Below are 19,710 nucleotides of genomic sequence, written 5' to 3'. Positions count from 1 at the left end.
TTCACTGGTCCCCTCCGATACGGAAGCGGTTGATGGCGTCGATGTGCCGGGCCCGCTTCTCCGGGTCGCGGACGCCGAGGCCCTCCTGGGGGGCGAGGGCGAGGACGCCGACCTTGCCCTGGTGGAGGTTGCGGTGGACGTCGTAGGCGGCCTGGCCGGTGTCCTCAAGCGAGTACACCTTCGAGAGCGTCGGGTGGATCTTGCCCTTGGCGATGAGGCGGTTGGCCTCCCACGCCTCGCGGTAGTTGGCGAAGTGGGAGCCGATGATCCGCTTCAGGGACATCCACAGGTAGCGGTTGTCGTACTCGTGCATGTAGCCCGAGGTCGATGCGCAGGTGGTGATGGTGCCGCCCTTGCGGGTGACGTACACGCTCGCGCCGAAGGTCTCGCGGCCGGGGTGCTCGAAGACGATGTCGATGTCCTCGCCGCCGGTCAGCTCACGGATGCGCTTGCCGAAGCGCTTCCACTCCTTGGGGTCCTGGGTGCGCTCGTCCTTCCAGAACTTGTAGCCCTCGGCGTTGCGGTCGATGATCGCCTCGGCGCCCATCGCGCCGCAGATCTCCGCCTTTTGGGGGCTGGAGACCACGCAGATGGGGTTGGCGCCGCCCGCCAGCGCGAACTGCGTGGCGTACGACCCGAGTCCGCCGCTGGCGCCCCAGATCAGGACGTTGTCGCCCTGCTTCATGCCGGCGCCGTTGCGGGAGACGAGCTGGCGGTAGGCGGTGGAGTTCACCAGGCCCGGCGAGGCGGCCTCCTCCCAGCTCAGGTGGTCGGGCTTCGGCATCAGCTGGTTGGACTTGACGAGCGCGATCTCCGCCAGACCGCCGAAGTTGGTCTCGAAACCCCAGATGCGCTGCTCGGGGTCGAGCATCGTGTCGTTGTGGCCGTCCGAGGACTCCAGCTCCACGCTCAGACAGTGCGCGACGACCTCGTCACCGGGCTTCCAGGAGTTCACACCGGCGCCGGTGCGCAGCACGACGCCCGCCAGGTCCGAGCCGATGATGTGGTACGGCAGGTCATGGCGCCTGCTCAGCTCGCTGAGCCGGCCATAGCGCTCCAAGAACGCGAACGTCGGCAGCGGCTCGAAGATCGACGACCATACGGTGTTGTAGTTCACCGAGGACGCCATGACGGCCACCAGGGCCTCACCGGGGCCGAGTTCGGGCACCGGTACGTCCTGGATGTGCACGGACTTGCGCGGGTCCTTCTCCGCGCTGGGCATCCCCGCGAACATCTCGGTGTCTTCGCGGCGCAGCACCGCGGCGCGGTACGACTCCGGCAGCGGAAGGTGTGCCGCTTCGCGGGGGGTCAGCGGGCCCGTCTCCCCGGTCGCGAGGATCGCCTCGCGGATCGCGTGCATCAGCGGCCACCTCCGGCGGCGTTGCGGAACAGCTCGATGCGGTCGGTGCCGATGCGTTCACGGGCCGCCGGGTCCGTGATGCCGAGGCCGGGCCCGGGAGCCAGGCAGAGCACGCCGACCTTGCCGATGTGCTGGTTGGTCTGGACGCTGCGTGCCGCCTCGGCGGCGTCGTCGAGGCTGTACACGGCCGAAAGGGCCGGCACGATGCGGCCGTTGGAGATGAGGCGGTTGGTCTCCCACTGTTCCTGGAGGTTGGCGCCGTGGCTGCCGATGATGCGCTTGAGCTTCATCCACAGGTAGCGGTTGTCGAACTGGTGCTGGTAGCCGGTGCTCGACCCGCAGGTGACCACGGTGCCGCCGCGCCGGGCGAGGAACACGGATGCCGCGAAGGTGGCCTTGCCGACGTGTTCGAAGACGATGTGAGGGTCCTCGCCCACGGCCTTGCGGATGGCCTTGCCCAGGCGCTTCCAGCCGTCGGGCCGCTGGAGGCTGCCCGGATCGCCCTGCTCGATCTCGGTGCGGTCGATGACGACGTCGCAGCCCAGCTCGCGGACGGTCGCCGCCTTCTCCGGGGAGCTGACGACACCGATGGCGGTGCCGCCTCCGTTGCGTACGAACTGCAGGGCGTAGCTGCCGAGGCCGCCGCTCGCGCCCCAGATCAGCACGGTGTCGCCCTGCTTCATGCGGGCGCCGCGGTCACTGACGAGCATGCGGTAGGCGGTGCCCGCGCACAGCGGGTTGCAGGCCGCCTCCTCCCACGACAAGTGGGCGGGCTTGGGCAGGAGTTGGCTGGCGCGGGCCACCGCGTAGTCGGCGAGCCCGCCGAAGTTGGTCTCGAAGCCCCAGGCGCGCTGGTCCTCGCCCATCATGCCGTCGGCGTGGCTGGCCGGTTCCTGGTCGTTGATGTGGGCGGTGGCCACGACCACGTGGTCGCCGGGCTTCCAGTGCTGCACGGCGGAGCCGACGCGTACGACGACGCCGGACGCGTCGGAGCCGAGGACGTGGTGCGGCTGGTCGTGCCGGGCGTGCCACCCGCCCTGTGCGGCGAGGTGCTTGAGGAAACCGAAGGTCGGCAGCGGCTCGAACATGGCCGACCAGACGGTGTTGTAGTTGATGGCGCTGGCCATGACCGCGATCAGCACCTCGTCCGGGGCGATCTCGGGCATCGGCACCGAACCGACGTGCAGCGACTTGCGGACGTCCTTGTCCTGCACGCCGGTGAACATCTCGGTGTCCTGCGCGCGGATGTGCGCGGCGCGGTAGGTGTCGGGGAGCGGGCACCGCTCCAGGTCGTCGCCCGTGCCCGCGGCCTGCACCGTCTCGGTGAGGGTCGTCATGGTGTTCCTGTCGTCCTTCGTGTGTAGGGAGAGGGGGCGCGTCAGATGTGGAGCAGGCCGGCGCTCTCGCCGTCCATCCAGGCCTGCGCCAGGCGCGGATAAGCGGCCGGTACGTCGCGTGCGAGCCGGTCCCACAGCCCTGCCAGGCGCCCCTGGGAGGCGTCGCAGTGGACGTCGGCGAGGTCCTGGGCCAGCGGTGCCGCCGCGTCGGCCGATGCGGTGTGCGCGGTGCGGGCCAGCACGACCGCCTGGCTGAACAGCTCGGTGACGATCCGGTTGACGGTGATCAGCGTCTCTTGGCGGGCGAGGAGCTCGGCGGGCGGCAGCGAGGCGGTGAGGGCACGGCAGGCGTCGGCGAGGCGGCGCACGTCCCGCTCGACCTGCGCGAGGTGGCCCTGGTTGGCGGCTGACAGGGCCGTGGCGCCGGGCGTGACGGGCCCGGTCGCGTCCGGCTGCTCGCCCCGGTAGTACGTGGCGAGCAGCCGGGCCGCCAGGACCCGGTCGAGGTTGAAGTCGACGCCGCCGCCGACGCGCAGGCCGCGCACGTCGCGCTGGGCCTGTTCGGCGGGCAGGTCCGGCACCCCGCGGGCCGCCTTGCCGCGGGCGCTCTCGTAGCCTTGCGCGCCGAGCAGGGAGACCGTGCGGTCGGTGACCCGCCAGGCCCCCATCGACGTGATGTTCTTCAGCGCGTCACGTTCCCACAGCGGGGCCTCGGTGCCCTGCCGGGCGAGCGCCCAGCGCACCGCGCTGTCCATCGCGTACACATCGGCGGCCGATGCGGCGATCATGCACCGCACGGCTTCGTAGGAACCGAGTTCCTTGCCGTCGACGCGGCGCGTGGCGACCCAGTCGCGGGCCCAGGCGAGGCTGCGCCGGGCGAGGGCCATGGACGGTGCGCTGATCAGGTAGACGCGGGCGAGCGTGTGCAGTTCGGCGAAGGGCGAGGCGGTGCGCCACTGTTCGTGCGCCGAGACCATGTGGCCGTCCGGCACGAAGACGTCGGTCATCCGGATGTGGGCGGTGGGCGCGCCGTGCAGCCCCATGAACTCGTGCTCGGCGACCACCTCGAAGCCGGGCGCGGGCGCCTCCACGAAGAACAGGCCGACCTGCCCGCTCTCCTCGATGGTGGCGGTGACGGCGAGCAGCCGGGCCCGTGAGCCGTTGGTGATGAACACCTTGTCGCCGCTCAGCAGATGGCCGGTGCCGTCCGCGCTGCGGCGGGCGACCGCGGTGCGGCCGGTGTTGGCGGCGCCCTCCGGCTCCGTGCTGGCGATGGCGGACAGCGAGCCCTCGGCGAGGTGCCGGGCCAGCAGGTCCCGCAGGGGGCCATCGGGCAGCGTGGGCAGATAGGTGCTGGGGCCCATCGAGTTGTGGCCCGCCAGCATCATGCTCACCGCCGGGCTGTGGGCGGCGGCCGTCTCGTAGACCCGGAACGCGCCGTGCTCGGACAGGCCGAGGCCGCCGTCCTCGCGCGGCAGGAGCATGGCCAGGAATCCGGCGTCCGCGAGGGCGCGCACCAGGGCGTCGTCCAGGGGGCGGCCCGCGTCGACGGCGCGCGGGTCCACGTGCTCGTCGAGGATCTCCTGGAGTGCGGCCACCGCCTGGTCGGCCGAGCGCCGGTCCGCGTCGGACGCCTCGGGCAGGGCGCACAGCCGGTCCCAGGGAAGCGTGCCGTGGATCATGTCCCGCAGGATGTTCAGGGGCATATCGTTCTCCGTAGTTCGTGCATGAACTCCTCCGGCCGGTCACGGAGGTAGAAGTGGCCACCGGGCAGGAGCCGCAGCTCGAACCGTGCGGTGGTGTGCCTTCGCCACTCGGGCAGCAGGGGCGTGGCGATGTCGTCGCTCCCGCCGAGCACGGTGATCGGGACGTCGAGGGGCCGCTGGGTCTCGTGCCGGTACGTCTCGAAGATCGTGAAGTCGGCGCGGTAGGCGGGCAGTACCAGGCGTACCAGTTCGGGGTCGTCCCGCAGGGCCGCGGGCAGTCCTCCGTAGCGCCGGTCGACGGCGTCGAGGAGTGCGTCGTCCCCGAGGGTGTGCAGCGGGGTGCGCGGGTGGTCGAGGTGGGGTGCGGGGTAGGCCGACAGGACGAGGTGCTCGGGCATCGGCCTGCCCGCGGCGCGCAGGGCGCGGGCCGTCTCGAACGCGGTGAGTCCGCCGAGGCTGTGCCCGAAGAAGACGAACGGGGCCGTGAACTCGGTGGTGTCCAGGAGTCCGTCGACGAACTCCTCGATGGAGGTGGCCGGTTGCTCGGTGACGCGGGACCCGCGGCCGGGTGCCTGGATGCCCCAGACCTCCACGTCGTCCAGCGCGTCGGACCAGCGCACGTATTCACCGGGCGAGCCGCCGCTGTGCGGGAAGCAGTACAGGCGCAGTGGCGCTTCGGGCCTTTTGCGGCGGCGCACCAGCCAGGGTGAGGTGGTGAGGTTCATCGGGGGTTCTCCTGTGGTGCTGTCGTCGTGCGCTCGTCGACCAACGCGGCCAGGGCGGCCACGGTCGCGTTGGTGAAGATCTCCTTGGTCTCCAGCGGGACGGCATACGTGTCCCGGAGCCAGGCGGCGAGCCTGGCCGCGACGATGGAGTCACCACCGAGGTCGAACAGGTTGTCGGTGGGGTCGGCTTCGTCGACTCCCAGGAGGTCCCGGAAGACGCCCGTGATGTCCCGCTCGGTCGGTGACGAGGCGGCGGCCGTCCTCGGGGACGCGGGGCCGGCTTCCGTGGCACCGCCGCGCCCCATCCACTCGGGCGGCATCGGCAGTCCCGCTCCGCGGCCGGCTTCCCGCACCGGTTCGACCAGGTAGTGCTGCCGGTGCAGCGGGTGCCCGGGCAGCTTGGCCCTGCGGCGTCCGGGACGCCGCGCCTGGACCGCGCTCCAGTCGACGCGGGCGCCCGTCAGCCAGAGCCTGCCGAGGGCGTCGAGAGCGACGGCATGGCTCGACGTGGGGTCGGTGGGGTGCGGCTGGGACTGGGTGACGAGGTGCCGCCGCGTGAGGTCGGGGTGCTGGCGGGTCAGCGTGGTGAGGGTCATGCCGGGGCCGGTCTCGACCAGGATCCGGTCCGGCTCGGCGAGAAGCGTGGACAGGGCGTCGCCGAAGCGGACGGCCCGGCGCATGTGTGCGGTCCAGTAGGCGGGGTCGGTCAGCTCTCCCGGCCGCACCCAGGTGCCGGTCGTGTCCGAGACGAACGGTATCTCGGGGTCGCGCAGCTCGACGGAGGCGACGGTCCGGTGGAACTCCTCCAGGATCGGTTCGACGAGCGGGGAGTGCCCGGCACCGGAGATCCGCAGCTTGCGGAAGTCGATCTGCTTGTCGGCCAGTTGGGTGGCCAGCAGGTCGATGTCGGCCTCCGGCCCGGAGACGGTCACCTGGCCGGGGCCGTTGACCGCGCCGACGGTCACCGAGTCGGGCAGCAGCGGCGTCACCTCCTCCTCGGGCCGCTTGACGGCGAGCATCGCGCCCGCCTCCACGGTCTGGAGCAACTGGCCGCGCCTCGCGACCAGCCGTATGCCGTCGGCGAGCGGGAAGACCCCCGCCACGCAGGCGGCGGCGTAGGCGCCGAGGCTGTGTCCGACCACGGCGGAGGGTTCGATCCCCCAGTGCCGCCACAGGCAGGCCAGGGCGTACTCGACCGCGAACACGACCGGCTGGGCGACCGTGATGGTGTTGATCCGGCGCCGTGCCTCGGCGAGCGCCCGCGTGTCGTCCTCACGGGGAAAGAGCAGAGCGCGCAGGTCGAGCCCGAGGCCGTCGAGAGCGGCGTCGCACGCCTCGTCCAGGTGGTGCCTGAACGCGGGCTGCTGCCGGTACAGGTCGCGGGCCATGCCGACGTGCTGGCCGCCCTGGCCGGGGAACATGAACGCGACCGGACGCTCGGCGGGTGTGCCGGTCGAGGTCACCAGGCGTCGCGCGGTGGTGTCCGCCAGGGTGCGTGCCGCGTCGAGGGTGTCCTCAGCCACGAGGAAGCGACGGTACGGGTGCTCCCTGCGGCCCTGCTGCAAAGTGAGCGCGATGTCGTCGAGGCGTGCGTCCGGGGTTTCGGCGAGCCGGTGGGCGGTGGCTCGGGTGAGTTCGTCGAGGTCCCGTTCGGTCTTGGCGGACAGCGGGATCAGCTGTGGTGTACGGGCACTCGGCGCGGCGCCGCGGGCGGGCGGTTGCTCAAGGACGGCATGCGCGTTCGTGCCGCCGATGCCGAGAGCGGTGACAGCGGCGCGGCGCGGTCCTTCGGCACGGTGCCAGGGGCGCAGCCGGGTGTTGACCTCGAAGGGGCCGTCGGCGAAGTCGATCTGGGGGTTGGGGCGTTCGTAGTTCAGGCTGGGCGCGATCTCTCCGTGTTCCACGGTGAGGACGGCCTTGATGAAGCCGACCACGCCGGCGGCCGCGTCGGTGTGTCCGATGTTCGTCTTGACCGAGCCGATGTAGCAGGGGCTCTGGGTCCGGCCGGTGCCGAACGCCCGGTTGAGGGCGGCGACTTCGATGGGGTCGCCGAGCGGGGTGCCGGTGCCGTGGGTCTCCACGTAGCCGATCGACGAGGGGTCGACGCCGGCGGCCGTGTGGGCGGCCCGGATGACCTTGGCCTGGCCCTCGATGCTCGGTGCGGTGAAGCCGACCTTCGCGCCCGCGTCGTTGTTGACGGCGGAGCCGCGCAGCACGGCGTGGATGTGGTCGCCGGCGGCGACGGCGTCGGAGAGCCGCTTGAGTACGACGACGGCGGCGGCGCTGCCGCCCACGATGCCGGACGCGTCGGCGTCGAACGACCGCACGTGCCCCTCCCGGGCGAACGGGCCGCCTTCGGTGTACCGGACGGGCAGCAGCGGCAGCCGGATGCCCGCTCCCCCGGCCAGGGCCACGTCGCAGTCCCCGTTCTTCAGGGCCTGCGCCGCCAGGTGAATGGCGGTCAGCGAGGTGGAGCAGGCAGTCGCCACGGTGACCGCGGGCCCCGACAGGCCCAGCTTGTGGGCGGCACGGGTGGTGAGGTGATCGGCGCCCGCGGCCAGCCGGAACTCCCAGTCGTCGGCGAAGGGCAGCCGGTCCCGCTGCGACTGCAGCACGGAGTAGTACGTGGTCATGCTGCCGCCCGCGAAGACACCGACGCTGGGCCCGTCCGGGCTCGGCACGTGTCCGGCGTCCTCCAGGGCGGTGTGCGCCACCTCCAGGAAGACGCGCTGCTGCGGGTCGATCAGGAGGGCCTCCCGCGGGGAGTAGCCGAAGAACGCGGCGTCGAACTCGGCGGCGCCCTCCAGCAGGCCGAAGGCGGTGAGGCCTTCGCCGCCTTCCTCCACCGGCCCGAGCTGCGTGATGGACTCGACGCCGTCGCGCAGGTTCCGCCAGAACGTGGCGATGTCGGGGGCGCCGGGGAAGCGGCCCGCCATGCCGACGACCGCGATGGGTTCGTCGGCCGTGGCCCGGGTCCGCTCCGGGTCGGGCTGCCGCTCCCGCGGCGCGGGCGGGGGTGCGCCCAGGTGCGCGGCGAGCGAGGCGACCGTGGTGAACTCGAAGAGCGTCATCAGCGGTACGTCGATGCCGAGGTCGGCCGCCAGGCGGTGGTGCACCTGGGTGAGCAGCAGCGAGTGGCCGCCCAGGTCGAAGAAGGTGTCGTGCGGGTCGACGTGCGCCAGGCCGAGCACGTCGCACCAGATGGCGGCGATGTCCCGGGTGAGTGCCCGCGTGTCGGGCGCCGCGGCTTCGGGCCCGGGCCGTGGGCCCCGGGGCGCGCGGCGCTCGGCGGCGGCGTCCGGTGCGGGCAGCCCGCGGACGTCGACCTTGCCGTTGAGGGTGAGGGGCAGTTCGGCCAGCGGGACGACGGAGCTCGGCACCATGTAGGCGGGCAGGCTCTCGGCGACGTACGCGCGCAGTTCCCGGGGCGTCACTGGAACCACCGCGTCCGTCGTGTCGTGGACCACGTAGGCGACGAGCTGGGGTCCCGACGCCGCCTGGCGCACCAGCACGTGGGCGTCGCGGATCTGCTCGTGACGGCGCAGGGCGGCCGCGATCTCGCCGGGCTCGATGCGGTGGCCACGCAGTTTCACCTGTTCGTCCACGCGGCCGATGAACTCGATCTCCCCGTCGGGGCGGAGGCGGGCCAGGTCGCCCGTGCGGTACATGCGCGCACCGGGTCTGTCCGTGAACGGGTCGGGCAGGAAGCGTTCCTCGGTCGCCTCGGGCAGGCCGAGGTAGCCGTCGGCCACACCCGCGCCGCCGATGTACAGCTCCGCCACACAGCCGACGGGCACCGGGCGCAGCGCGGCGTCGAGCAGCTGGACGCGGACTCCCGCGGCGGGGCGTCCGATGGCCGGGGCACCGTGGGCCGTGCCCTGCGGGGCCACCGTGCCGATGGTGGCGAGCACGGTGGTCTCGGTCGGGCCGTAGACGTTGAGGAGCCGGAAGGGAAGGTCCGGCCGCGGGCGTACGGTCAGGCGCTCGCCGCCGGTGACCATCAGCCGTAGCGTGGTGTCACCGCTCCACGAGAGGCCGAGCAGCGGGGTGGCCAGGGCGACCGGGAGCGTGGTGAGCGTCATCTCGTGCTCGGCGAGCCACCGTTGGTAGTCGGCCGGGAGCAGCAGTGTGGCGCGGTCCGGGAAGTGCAGGGCGGCGCCGGCCACGAGGGTCGGCCAGATCTCCAGCTGGGTGGCGTCGAAGCCCGGTGAGAAGACGCAGCTCGCGCGGTCGTCGGGGGTGAGGCCGTAGGTGTCCACGTACCAGGACACGAGGTTGCCGAGCGCCCGGTGCGGCACGCGCACGCCCTTGGGCAGGCCGGTCGAGCCCGAGGTGTACATGATGTACGCGAGGTCGTCGGCGCCGGTGTCCGGCCCCTCCGCCGTACCGGCAGCGGCCGTCGTGGCGTCGGGTGACACACACGGCAACCCGTCGAAGCGGCCGCGTGGTTCCTCGGTGGTGATCACCGCGATGGCTCCGGCGTCCGCGGCCATCGCGCTCGCCCTGGCCGCGGGGTGCTCCGGGTCGATGGGGAGGAACGCGGAGCCGGCCAGCAGGACCGCGAGTTCGGCGACGACGAGGTCGATGCCGGTGGGCAGGCAGACCGCGACCACCGCCCCGCGACCGGCCCCGTGGTCACGCAGGACCCGAGCCAACCCGGCGGCCGCTTCCGCGAGTTCGCCATAGGTGAGGCGACGGGCGCGGTCCACGAGGGCGACCCGGTCAGGCGTACGGCGGGCCTGGTCCATGACGCGCCGGTGCACCGGGGCGGCGTCGCGCGAGGCGCCGCCGTCGAGGGCGCGCAACAACTCGGCGACGTGCGCGTCGTCGGCCAGGCGCAGCGCGCCGACCGGCGTGTCCGGGGCCTGGAGCGCGTGGGTGAGCAGTTCCACGAAGGACGTGGCGATGCCGTCGACGGTGCCCGCCTCGAACAGGTCGGCGTTGTACTCCCAGATGAGGGATGCGGTGGCGGTCCGCGCCCCGTCCCTGGCGGGCGGTACGAGGATCAGGCTCAGGTCGGTCTTCGCCGTGCCGTTGTAGGGCTCCGCGACGGTGGCCACCGCCGTGCCGAACCGGGCGCTCTGCTCGGCGTGGTCGTGCACGGTGATCATGCTTTGGAACAGCGGCGGGTGGGCCGGGGTACGAGGCACGTCGAGCGCGTCGACGACGGTCGGCAGCGGGCATCCCTGGTGCGCGGCGGCGTCCAGGACGCACTCCCTGGCCTGGCGCAGCAGCGTGGCGAAGGGGGTGTCGGCGTCGAGCGTCGCCCGCAGCGCCACGGTGTTCATCACCATGCCGACCAGGCCCTCCTCGCCACGGCCCGAGCGGTTCGCCATGGGCGTGCCGACGCAGATGTCGGTGTCGCCGCTGTAGCGGTGCAGGGTCGCGGCGAGGGCGGCGTACAGCACCATGAAGGTGGAGACCGACGCGTCACGTCCCAGGCGGGCGCACTGGTCGAGGAGTTCCGGTGACAGGTCCCGGATCACTCGGCCGCCGCGGGTGCTGTGCACCGGAGGGCGGGGCCGGTCGGTGGGCAGGTTGAGGATGCCCGGTGTTCCGGACAACTGCCGCTGCCAGTAGTCGAGTTCGGCGCGCGCCTGCGGGGAGAGGGCTCGCCGCTGCTGGGCGCGGGCGTAGTCGCGGTACTGGAGCGGTGGAGGGGCCAGGCGCGCGGGCCGGTTCTCCACGCGGGCGTTGTACAGCTCCTCGGTCTCGCGGACGACCACGGAGAACGACAGGCTGTCGTGGATGATGTGGTGGGCGACGACCGCGAGCACGTGTTCCTCGGGGGCGAGCGTGTAGGCGCTCCAGCGCTCCAGCGGGAGTTCGGCGAGCGTGAACGGGCGGGCCGCCTCCTGCCGCACGCGGCGGTCGAGTGCGCGTTCCCGCTCTGTCGCCGGCAGGCCGGACAGGTCGACGCGGCGGACGCGGACCGCGCTCGCGTCGTGGACGACGGGCGTCGGGCGGCCACCCCGGTCGAGGTAGGTGGTGCGCAGGATGTCGTGCCGGGCGTGGACGTCGGTGAGCGCCGCCTCCAGCGCGTCGAGGTCGAGGGGGCCCTGGATCCGTATGGTCCGGTAGCCGTTGTAGACGGGGTCCTCAGGGGTCAGCCGGTGCAGGAACCACATCTGTTCCTCGTTTGCGGAAAGGACATGGGCGTCGCCGCTTTCCCGCACCTGCTCGTCATCGCTTTCCTCGACGGCGCGCTTTCCTGACTCCACCGCTTCGACGAATTCACCGAACGTAGGGTGCAGGAATATCTCGCGCGCCGCCACCGAAATACCGGCGAGTTCCCGCATGCGCCCGCAAATGCGGGTCGCGAGAAGTGAATCCCCACCCAGGTCGAAGAAGCTGTCACGCTCGTCGACCCTGTCGACCCCGAGCACGTCTCGCCATACCTCCAGCAGGCACTCCCGCACGGTACGGAGCGCGTCAGGGCGCACTTCACTGGGTTGCACAGAAATCTCCATCGGATTACCAGTACTCGACTGGAAAAGGTGAGAACGCTCTGCGATCAGAGCTGAAGGCCGTGGTCCACAAAATTCCCGAACTGAGCCAAGGGCGACCGAACCGGCTTTTTCAAATTACCCGTTGACTCTTTCGGAGGTCAAGTCCTACTTTTACCTCTGCCGCGCTTGCCCGTGGGTTTATCCATGGGATTACCCAAGGGTTCGCGCATTCCACTCATCGATTACGGAGCAGAATTCTCATGAACGACACGGTCCCGCCCCCCGCCCTGGCCCTCCGCGGCGCCGCGGCCGGGAGTTCGGTCATCCGCGAGGCACTGGCGCTGACGGCCCGCCCCGAGGTGATCTCGTTCGCCGGTGGCCTGCCGGCCTCGGAGCTCATCGACACGGACGGGATACGGGCGGCCTATGACCACGTCCTGTCCCACAGCCCGCACCGGGCGCTTCAGTACTCCCTGACCGAGGGCGACCCGGAGTTGCGGGAGGCCGTGGCCGCCCGCCTGGCCCGCGGCGGACTCACGACCGGCCCGGACAGCCTGCTCGTCACCACCGGATCCCAGCAGGCGCTGTCCCTGCTGACGAGCGTCCTTCTGGGCCCTGGTGACACGGTTCTGGTGGAGGACCCCACCTACCTCGCGGCCCTCCAGTGCTTCCTGCGGGCGGGGGTCAGGGCCGTGCCGGTGCCGACGGATGCCGACGGCATCGACGTGGACGCGCTGCCGCGGCTCGTGGCCGAGCACCGCCCCAAGGCGATCTACCTGGTACCCACCTTCCAGAACCCCACCGGACACACGCTCCCGGCAGACCGCCGCGCGGCTCTGGCCCGGCTCGCGGCGCGGCACGGGTTGTGGATCGTCGAGGACGACCCGTACGGCGAGCTGCGCTTTCGCGGCGAACGCCTGCCGTGGATCGCGCGGTTGCCAGACGCCGCCGACCGCACCGTGCTGCTCGGCAGCTTCTCCAAGATCCTCGCTCCCGGCATGCGCCTGGGGTGGCTGCACGCCCCGGCCGAGGTGCGTCGCGCCTGTGCCGTGGCCAAGCAGTCCCTGGACCTGCACACGTCGGCCGTCGACCAGGCGGCCGCCGCCCGCTACCTGGCCGTCCGCGACCTGGACGCGCATCTCGCCCGCTGCCGGACGGCGTACGCGGAGCGCTGTGCCACGCTCCTCGACGCGCTGGACGGGGTGCTGCCGGAAGGGAGTTCGTGCAGCCGCCCCGACGGCGGGATGTTCGTCTGGGTGCGGCTGCCGGACGGGTACGACGCGGTGGAACTGCTGCCGCGGGCGGTGGAGCACGACGTGGCGTTCGTACCGGGAGCGCCGTTCTTCGCGGGCGAGGGCGACCGGGCGACCCTGCGCATGTCCTTCGCCGCCCACGACCCCGTGGTGATCGCCAAGGGGGTGGAGCGGCTGGCCCCACTGCTCGGCTGAACCGGCCCCCTCCCCCACGCGGGTCCGGCGCGTGCGGCGCCGGACCTCGGGTCTCATGCCCCCACCATGTGCGTACCGCCGTCCACGTGGACGATCTCGCCGGTGGTCTTGGGGAACCAGTCCGACAGGAGGGCCACCACACCGCGGGCCGCGGGTTCGGGGTCCTCCAGGTCCCAGCCCAGTGCCGCCCGCGAGGTGCTGGCGTCGGCCAACTCGCCAAAGCCCGGGATGGATTTGGCGGCCATGGACCGGATCGGGCCCGCCGAGACGAGGTTGCAGCGAATGCCCCGGTCCCCCAGGTACCGTGCCAGGTATCGGTTGGTGGCCTCAAGTGCCGCCTTGCTGACGCCCATCCAGTCGTAGTGGGGCCAGGCCTGCTGGGCGTCGAAGTCCATCGCGACGACCGCTCCCCCGCGCCGTTCCAGCAGCGGCAGCACGGCGACGGTCAGCGCTTTCAGCGAGTACGCGGACACTTCGAGGGATGTGGCGACCGAACCCCAGCCGGTGTGCAGGAAGTTGCCGCCGAGGGCGTCCTGCGGCGCGAACGCGATGGAGTGCACGACCCCGTCGAGGGCCGCGTCGTCGCCGAGGTGCTCGGCTACCCGGTCGGCGAGTGTGTCCAGGTGCTGGGTGTTCTGCACGTCCAGGTCGACGACGGAGGCGGGCTCGGGCAGCCGTGCGGCGATGAGTTCGACGAGGCGGCGCCGTCCGAACGCGGTCAGCACGACCCGCGCACCCTCCCGCTGGGCGAGCCGCGCGGCGTGGAAGGCGATCGACTTCTCCGTGAGCACCCCGGTGACCAGGATGTTCTTTCCGCTGAGTATTCCGCTCATGTCCTTACAGATCCTTGCTCGGTGCCGCCGCCCGCTGCGGCGGTCACGGGTACAGGGGCAGCGGCACGCTCCGGTGCGGCGAACGGCGTGAGGCCGGACAGCAGGGTGGCGACGATGCGCGGACCGTGCCGGGTGAGCACGGACTCCGCGTGGAACTGCATCGACGCGTAGCGCGGTGAGCGCAGGGCGTGCACCTCGCCGGTGTGCCGGTCGCGGCTGACCTCGACCCGGGCCCCGTACGGCCCGTCGATGACATCGCGCGTGCTGCGCGCCGCGTAGGTGTTGTAGAAGCCGACGTGCTCGCGGCGGCCGAAGAGGTCGATCTCCCGCTGGACGCCCTGGTTGGGCTCGTCCCTGCGGACCAGGTGGAGACCGAGCGCGCGGCTGAGCACCTGGTGGCTGAGGCAGACCGCGAGGAACGGCCGTCCGGTGTCGAGGAGTTCGCGGATCGCGCCGTCCAGGTGGGCGATCTTCGGGTCACCCGACGCGCGCGGATCACCGGGGCCCGGTCCCATGACGACGAGGTCGTGGTCACCGAAGGCGTACGGCTCATCGAAGCGCCGTACCGCCACCGTCAGGCCGAGCGACCGCAACTGCGTCTCGATCATCGACGTGAAGGTGTCCTCGGCGTCGACGACCAGGACCCGCCGTCCGGCGAGCCGGTCGCCGCGCGCCGCCTGCTCCTGCCGCCCCGTCAGCCAGAACCCGCCGAGCGGGTCGTTGCGCCGGCGCAGCGCCGAGCGGACCCGCGGATCGTCCTGGAAGCGGGTCGGTGCCTCGTCCCGCAGCGCGGCGACGAGACCGGCCGCCTTGGCACGTGTCTCGGCCGCTTCGGACACCGGATCGGAGTGGCGTACGAGGGTGGCGCCGACGCCGATCGCGAGGTGCCCGGCGCGGTCGATGTCGGCGGTACGGATCAGGATGGCCGAGTCGAGGGTCCGCGCGCCGTGCTCGTCCCTGCCGATGAGCGCGGCGACGCCGCTGTAGTAGCCGCGGCCGACCGGCTCGTACCTGGCGATGACGCGGCAGGCGCTCTCCAGCGGGCTGCCGGTGACGGTCGGGGCGAACAGCGTCTCACGGAGGATGTCCTGCGGCGCGCGGGTCGTGCGGCCCTCGATGAGGTACTCGGTGTGGGCGAGCCGGGACATCTCCTTCAGGTAGGGCCCCACGACGCGCACGTGGTCGGAGCAGACCCGGCTCATCATCTTGAGTTCCTCGTCCACGACCATGTACAGCTCGTCGGCCTCCTTGCGGTCGGCGAGGAAGTCCAGGACGCCGGAGAGGGTCGGGCCGCCGGCCGGATAGCGGTAGGTGCCGCTGATCGGGTTCATCACGGCGGTGCCGTCGCGCAGGCTCACGTGCCGCTCCGGCGAGGCGCCGACGAAGGTCCGCTCACCGGTGTGGATCACGAAGGTCCAGTACGCCGCCGACTCCCGTGCCAGGAGCCGCCGGAACAGGGCCAGCGCGCTGGGTACTCCGTAGTCGGCGATCTCGGCGACGAAGGAACGCTTGATGACGAAGTTCGCGCCCTGCCCGGTGCCGATCTCGTCCGCGATCACGCGGCTCACGATGTCGGCGTAGTCGTCGTCGGACACGTCGAAGTGCCCGCCGCTCATCCGGATCCCGTGGTCCGGCACGCGGGCCAGGACGTCCGCGAGCGGCACCGTCGCCTGGTCGCGCACCGTCAGCGCGAGCAGCGGCGTCCCGTCGTCGGCGCAGTCGAAGCCGCGCTCCACGACCTGCCGGAAGGGCACGACGGTCAGCACCTCGTGGTGAGCGGTGCCGGTCCTTTGCGCGGCCGGCGGCAGGGGCAGCGCGTCCAGGGTGGTGTGTGCGGACACCTCGCCCGTCAGGACGTCCACGACGCCGGGCCCCGCCGTCTTGGGGCGGTGCAGCAGGGCGAAGGCTCCGGGCGCGGCCGACAGCACGTGCCCGAGCAGGTCGGCGGACGGGGCGCCGCTCATTCGAGGATCTCCTTCGCGGTGGTGACGACGGCGCAGGTGCGCGCCGCGTACTCCAGGGCCATGCGGTGGTCGTCGGCGCCGAAGTCGGCGACGGCGTCGGCCACGAGGAACGTCTCGATGTCGTGGGTGTAGGCCTCCACGGCGCTCGCCAGCACCCCCACGTGCGCGTACACGCCGCACACGATGAGCTGGTCGCGGCCGTGCCGACGCATGCGCTCAAGCAGGTCGGACTTGAAGAAGGCGCTGTAGCGCCACTTGGTGAACACCCAGTCGCCGTCGGCCGGGGTCAGCGGCTCGACCACCTCGCGGTCGGCGGGATCGACGTGCATGCCGGGGCCCCAGAAGTCGTTGAGCAGTCCGCGCTCCTCGGGCGTCATACCGCCGGGCTGTGCCGTGTAGGCGACGGGTATGCCGGTGCGGGCGCAGTGCTCGCGCAGCGCCGCGGTGTTGCGGACGAGGTCGGCGCGCAGGGCCTCGGGCAGCGGCCGCAGGAAGTAGCGCTGCATGTCGTGCACGAGCAGCACGGCCCGGCCGGGGTCGACCGTCCAGCGGGGTATGCGGGTGGGCAGGTCGCCGCTGGTCGGCATCGGGTAGGGCGCGATGGGCGGGATGCCAGGCATGGCGGTCCTTTCGGAGGGCGGGATCGGGGGCACGCACACGTCGGCTCTAGGGCCTGTCTGACAAATCGCGTCGTCGCCCGGAGGGCGGCCTCGCGGCGTCAGGTGCGTGCTCTCGGCGTGCCGGGCGTAGGGCCTCGTACTGGATGTACTTGGCTCTGCGCCCGGTGCGGCGAGAGTGCGTGCATGGCGTCGCGAGGCAGGCGGGAATTGTCAGACAGGCCCTAGGCGCCGAGGGTGGCTCCGCCGTCGACCGTCAGGTCGTGCAGGGTGATGTGCGCCGCCGCGTCGGACAGCAGGAACACCACTGCGTCGGCGATGTTCTCGGGCCGGGCGATCCGGCCCAGCGGAATGCCCAGGCGGTACACCTCGGGTCGGCCCCGGACGGTGGCCTCGCGGCCGGACGCGTCCTGCCACATCGAGCTGAGCATCGGGGTGTCGGTCGATCCCGGTCCCACGACGTTGCAGCGGATGCCGTACGGGGCGAGCTCGACCCCGAGGGACTTGGTGAACTGGGCGGCCGCCGCCTTGGACGCGGCGTAGGCGGCCATCTCGGCGCGCGGGGTGCGGGCCGCGTTGGAGGCCACCGTCACGATCGCTCCCGTGCGGCGGGGCATCATCCGCTCCGCCACGGCCCGGGACAGGTGGAAGACGCCGGTCGTGTTCACCGCGAACGTGCGGGCCCACTCCTCGTCGCCGAAACCGATGACCGTGCCGAGGTGCAGCACCCCGGCCGCGTTGACGAGGAAGTCGACGGGGCCGAGAGTCCGCTCGACGGTGTCGACCAGGGTCCGCACGGCGTCGGCGTCCGTGACGTCGGCGGGGAACGCCGTCACCGCGTGCCCTGCCGCGTTCGCCTCGGCGGCCCACTCCTGGAGTCGGTGCGCGTCGCGGTCGACCGCGGCGACCCTGACACCTCTCCCGGCGAGGGCCGCGGCGACCGCGCCACCGATCCCGCCCGCCGCTCCCGTGACGATCGCTGTCTTGTCCTGCATGGTGTTCCTTCCGTGTCTCAGGGTCGCCACGCCGCCACGACGGCGGTCGCCTGGGCGGGGTTGAGCCGGGGGTCGCAGAGGCTGGTGTACGCGCCGGCCGGCTCCCCGCCTTCCGTGGCGGGACCGCCCGGCAGGCATTCGAGGACGTCGTCCGGCGTGGTCTCCAGATGCAGTCCACCGGCGATGCCGCCCGCCGCGCGCACGGCTGCCTGGAACGCCTCGATCTCCTGCCGGACGGTGTCCGTGTAGCGCCGCTTGCGCCCGTCGGGGGCCGAGACGGTGTTGCCGTGCAGGGGATCGGTGAGCCAGATCGCCGGGTGTCCCTGGGCGTGGACGGCGGCGACCAGGCGCGGCAGGACGTCGGCCGCCCGGGCCGCGCCCGTGCGGGCGATCAGGGTCAGCCGGCCGGGCTCCCGCAGCGGGTCGAGGCGCTCGCACAGGCGGACCAGCTCCTCGGCGGTCATGCCCGGGCCCACCTTGCAGGCCACCGGGTTGACCACTTCGGCGAGCAGCGCCACGTGCGCGCCGTCCAGGCCGCGTGTGCGCTCACCGATCCACGGGAAGTGCGTCGAGGCGAGCAGCAGGCCGCCGTCCTCGGTGCGGCGCAGCATGGGCAGTTCGTAGTCGAGCAGCAGGGCCTCGTGGCTGGTCCACACCCGGGGCTCGGCCCCGGCGGCGCGCCGGGTCCCGGTCCATCCGAGGTGGCCCATGATGTCGTCGGCGGCCATGTAGCCCGTGAGCAGCCGCAGTGGGTCCGGGCGGCGGCTCTCCGGGTCGGGCTCGGGGCCGTTGACCATGTGGCCCCGGTACACGGGCAGTTCACGCCCGGCGACCGTCTCGGTCGGCTGTGAGCGCGGTTTGCCGAACTGCCCCGCCAGTCGTCCCACCCGGATCACCGGACGGCCCGTGGTCAGCTTCAGCGCTCCGGCCAGCAGGTCCAGGACGGCACACTTGCGTGCGACGTGCCAGGCCGTGCAGTCGTCAGGGTCCTCGGCGCAGTCGCCGGCCTGGACCACATGGGCCTCACCGGCGGCGACCTCGGCGAGGCGCGACCGCAGGACCGCCACGTCCTCGGCCCGTACGAGGGCGGGGTGCGCGGCGAGTTCCCCGCGCACCCGCGCCACTTGGGCCGGATCCTCCCAGGGCGGCTGCTGCGGGGCCTCCATGTGCCGGAGGTCGAGCAGGGCGTTGTCCACTGATGTCTCTCCCATGCGAGCTGAGGGCGTACGACGGTCGGGATGGCCGGTCACACGACCAGTCCGCCGTCGACGCCGAGGACCTGGCCGGTGATGTACGCGGCGCGGTCGGAGGCGAGAAAGGCGACGAGGTGGGCGACGTCGTCGGGGGCGCCGAACCGGGCCAGCGGTATGCGGTCCCTGAGCCGGTCGCGTGCCGTGTCCCCCAGCGCCGCGGTCATGTCGGTGTCGATGAAGCCGGGGGCGACGACGTTGGCGCGTACGCCGTAGGGGCCGCACTCCTTGGCGAGGGCCCGGGTGAAGCCGATGATTCCGGCCTTCGACGCGGAGTAGTTGGTCTGGGTGGCGTTGCCGTACACGCCGGCGACGGAGGACAGCGTGATGACGCTGCCGGTCCTCCGGCGCATCATGCGGTAGATCGCGGCCCGGCAGATCGCGTAGGTGCCGTCGAGGTTGGTGGACAGCACGTCGCGCCACTCGGTGTCCTCCATGAGGGCGAGGGGCCGGTCCCGGGTGATGCCCGCGGCGCTGACCACCGTGTGCACCGGGCCGAGTTCGCGTTCCGTCTCGGCGACGAACTCCCGTGCCCGCACGGGGTCGGTGACGTCGACGGCGCCGAGGTGCACGCGGGCTCCGGCCGCGACCGCCATGTCGGCCGCTTCCTTCGCGGCGGCTTCGTTCGAGCGGTAGCAGAACGCCACGTCGTGGCCTTCCCCGGCGAGTCGTGCCACGACGGCTCGTCCGATGCCACGGGAGCCGCCGGTGACCAGGGCCACGGGCCGGGCCGTGGCAGGGGCGGACGGCGCGCTCATGCGGCCGCGAGCTTGCGCCGGACCAGCTCGTGCACGCCGCCCAGGGTGCTGATGCTCTTGAGCTCCTCGTCGGTGACGTCGACGCCGTAGCGGTCTTCCAGGCGGGTGGCGATCTCCAGGGTGATGAGGGAGTCCATGCCCAGATCCCGCGTGAAGTGGGCGTCGTCCGTGATCTCCTCGGGCGCGAGCTCGAAGGTGACGGCCATCAGCGCGCGCAGTTCTTCCAGGTCGACGGGGGTGGAGGTGCTGTGGGACATGTGTGGTTCCT

Annotated in this window: 13 protein-coding genes; 1 reads left to right on the top strand and 12 read right to left on the bottom strand. The window is 72.2% G+C overall.

Annotated elements, in window-relative coordinates; translation table 11 throughout:
* Position 1 precedes the first annotated feature (1 nt).
* From ccrA (ACF062_RS20680) to ACF062_RS20660, 5 genes are read right to left on the bottom strand one after another with little or no spacing between them, the layout of a single operon-like run.
* Positions 2-1,360, bottom strand: a complete 1,359-nt coding sequence (gene ccrA, locus ACF062_RS20680) for a crotonyl-CoA carboxylase/reductase (RefSeq protein ID WP_392140061.1) — start codon at positions 1,358-1,360, stop codon at positions 2-4.
* Positions 1,360-2,697 carry a crotonyl-CoA carboxylase/reductase gene (gene ccrA / locus ACF062_RS20675; protein ID WP_356570365.1) on the bottom strand — a complete coding sequence of 446 codons (1,338 nt, stop codon included), beginning with the start codon at positions 2,695-2,697 and terminating at the stop codon, positions 1,360-1,362. Before ccrA (ACF062_RS20675) ends, ccrA (ACF062_RS20680) begins: the two co-directional genes overlap by 1 nt.
* 41 nt (positions 2,698-2,738) lie before the next feature.
* Positions 2,739-4,403: an acyl-CoA dehydrogenase family protein gene (locus ACF062_RS20670; RefSeq protein WP_392140059.1), complete on the bottom strand. Its 1,665-nt coding sequence runs from the start codon at positions 4,401-4,403 to the stop codon at positions 2,739-2,741.
* Positions 4,394-5,128, bottom strand: coding sequence for a thioesterase II family protein (locus ACF062_RS20665; RefSeq protein WP_392140057.1), 735 nt, complete (start codon positions 5,126-5,128; stop codon positions 4,394-4,396). The genes ACF062_RS20670 and ACF062_RS20665 overlap by 10 nt, the downstream gene beginning before the upstream one ends.
* Complete coding sequence (locus tag ACF062_RS20660) at positions 5,125-11,586, bottom strand: amino acid adenylation domain-containing protein (RefSeq protein WP_392140055.1); 6,462 nt, start codon at positions 11,584-11,586, stop codon at positions 5,125-5,127. The genes ACF062_RS20665 and ACF062_RS20660 overlap by 4 nt, the downstream gene beginning before the upstream one ends.
* A 251-nt stretch (positions 11,587-11,837) precedes the next feature.
* Here ACF062_RS20660 and ACF062_RS20655 point away from each other — a divergent pair, with 251 nt between their 5' ends.
* The gene (locus ACF062_RS20655) at positions 11,838-13,025 is read left to right on the top strand and encodes a PLP-dependent aminotransferase family protein (protein ID WP_392140053.1); all 1,188 of its coding nucleotides are present in this window, start codon (positions 11,838-11,840) and stop codon (positions 13,023-13,025) included.
* Positions 13,026-13,078: 53 nt separating this feature from the next.
* On the opposite strand, the gene fabI is transcribed toward ACF062_RS20655, so the two are convergent.
* The 7 genes from fabI to ACF062_RS20620 form a co-directional block, all read right to left on the bottom strand.
* Positions 13,079-13,858 carry an enoyl-ACP reductase FabI gene (gene fabI, locus ACF062_RS20650; RefSeq protein WP_392140052.1) on the bottom strand — a complete coding sequence of 260 codons (780 nt, stop codon included), beginning with the start codon at positions 13,856-13,858 and terminating at the stop codon, positions 13,079-13,081.
* The gene (locus ACF062_RS20645) at positions 13,855-15,822 is read right to left on the bottom strand and encodes an anthranilate synthase family protein (RefSeq protein ID WP_392140050.1); all 1,968 of its coding nucleotides are present in this window, start codon (positions 15,820-15,822) and stop codon (positions 13,855-13,857) included. The genes fabI and ACF062_RS20645 overlap by 4 nt, the downstream gene beginning before the upstream one ends.
* A complete protein-coding gene (locus ACF062_RS20640) occupies positions 15,819-16,442 on the bottom strand; it encodes an isochorismatase family protein (protein WP_392140048.1) in 624 nt (207 codons plus the stop codon). The genes ACF062_RS20645 and ACF062_RS20640 overlap by 4 nt, the downstream gene beginning before the upstream one ends.
* Before the next feature lie 221 nt (positions 16,443-16,663).
* Positions 16,664-17,434: a 2,3-dihydro-2,3-dihydroxybenzoate dehydrogenase gene (locus ACF062_RS20635; RefSeq protein WP_392140046.1), complete on the bottom strand. Its 771-nt coding sequence runs from the start codon at positions 17,432-17,434 to the stop codon at positions 16,664-16,666.
* Between the two features lie 17 nt (positions 17,435-17,451).
* Positions 17,452-18,630 carry a 3-deoxy-7-phosphoheptulonate synthase gene (locus ACF062_RS20630; protein ID WP_392140264.1) on the bottom strand — a complete coding sequence of 393 codons (1,179 nt, stop codon included), beginning with the start codon at positions 18,628-18,630 and terminating at the stop codon, positions 17,452-17,454.
* Between the two features lie 50 nt (positions 18,631-18,680).
* Positions 18,681-19,442: a 3-oxoacyl-[acyl-carrier-protein] reductase gene (gene fabG, locus ACF062_RS20625; protein WP_392140045.1), complete on the bottom strand. Its 762-nt coding sequence runs from the start codon at positions 19,440-19,442 to the stop codon at positions 18,681-18,683.
* Positions 19,439-19,699 carry an acyl carrier protein gene (locus tag ACF062_RS20620; RefSeq protein WP_223772559.1) on the bottom strand — a complete coding sequence of 87 codons (261 nt, stop codon included), beginning with the start codon at positions 19,697-19,699 and terminating at the stop codon, positions 19,439-19,441. The genes fabG and ACF062_RS20620 overlap by 4 nt, the downstream gene beginning before the upstream one ends.
* Between the last annotated feature and the right edge of the window lie 11 nt (positions 19,700-19,710).

Source organism: Streptomyces sp. NPDC015345 (assembly GCF_043078805.1).
Taxonomy (GTDB): Bacteria; Actinomycetota; Actinomycetes; order Streptomycetales; family Streptomycetaceae; genus Streptomyces.
This window is presented reverse-complemented; position numbering and strand designations above follow the sequence as displayed.

Bases quoted from the DNA above. Each gene is read 5' to 3' on its own strand.
- ccrA (WP_392140061.1), bottom strand. From the start codon at position 1,360: ATGCACGCGATCCGCGAGGCGATCCTCGCGACCGGGGAGACGGGCCCG.
- ccrA (WP_356570365.1), bottom strand. From the start codon at position 2,697: ATGACGACCCTCACCGAGACGGTGCAGGCCGCGGGCACGGGCGACGAC.
- ACF062_RS20670 (WP_392140059.1), bottom strand. From the start codon at position 4,403: ATGCCCCTGAACATCCTGCGGGACATGATCCACGGCACGCTTCCCTGG.
- ACF062_RS20665 (WP_392140057.1), bottom strand. From the start codon at position 5,128: ATGAACCTCACCACCTCACCCTGGCTGGTGCGCCGCCGCAAAAGGCCC.
- ACF062_RS20655 (WP_392140053.1), top strand. From the start codon at position 11,838: ATGAACGACACGGTCCCGCCCCCCGCCCTGGCCCTCCGCGGCGCCGCG.
- fabI (WP_392140052.1), bottom strand. From the start codon at position 13,858: ATGAGCGGAATACTCAGCGGAAAGAACATCCTGGTCACCGGGGTGCTC.
- ACF062_RS20645 (WP_392140050.1), bottom strand. From the start codon at position 15,822: ATGAGCGGCGCCCCGTCCGCCGACCTGCTCGGGCACGTGCTGTCGGCC.
- ACF062_RS20640 (WP_392140048.1), bottom strand. From the start codon at position 16,442: ATGCCTGGCATCCCGCCCATCGCGCCCTACCCGATGCCGACCAGCGGC.
- ACF062_RS20635 (WP_392140046.1), bottom strand. From the start codon at position 17,434: ATGCAGGACAAGACAGCGATCGTCACGGGAGCGGCGGGCGGGATCGGT.
- fabG (WP_392140045.1), bottom strand. From the start codon at position 19,442: ATGAGCGCGCCGTCCGCCCCTGCCACGGCCCGGCCCGTGGCCCTGGTC.
- ACF062_RS20620 (WP_223772559.1), bottom strand. From the start codon at position 19,699: ATGTCCCACAGCACCTCCACCCCCGTCGACCTGGAAGAACTGCGCGCG.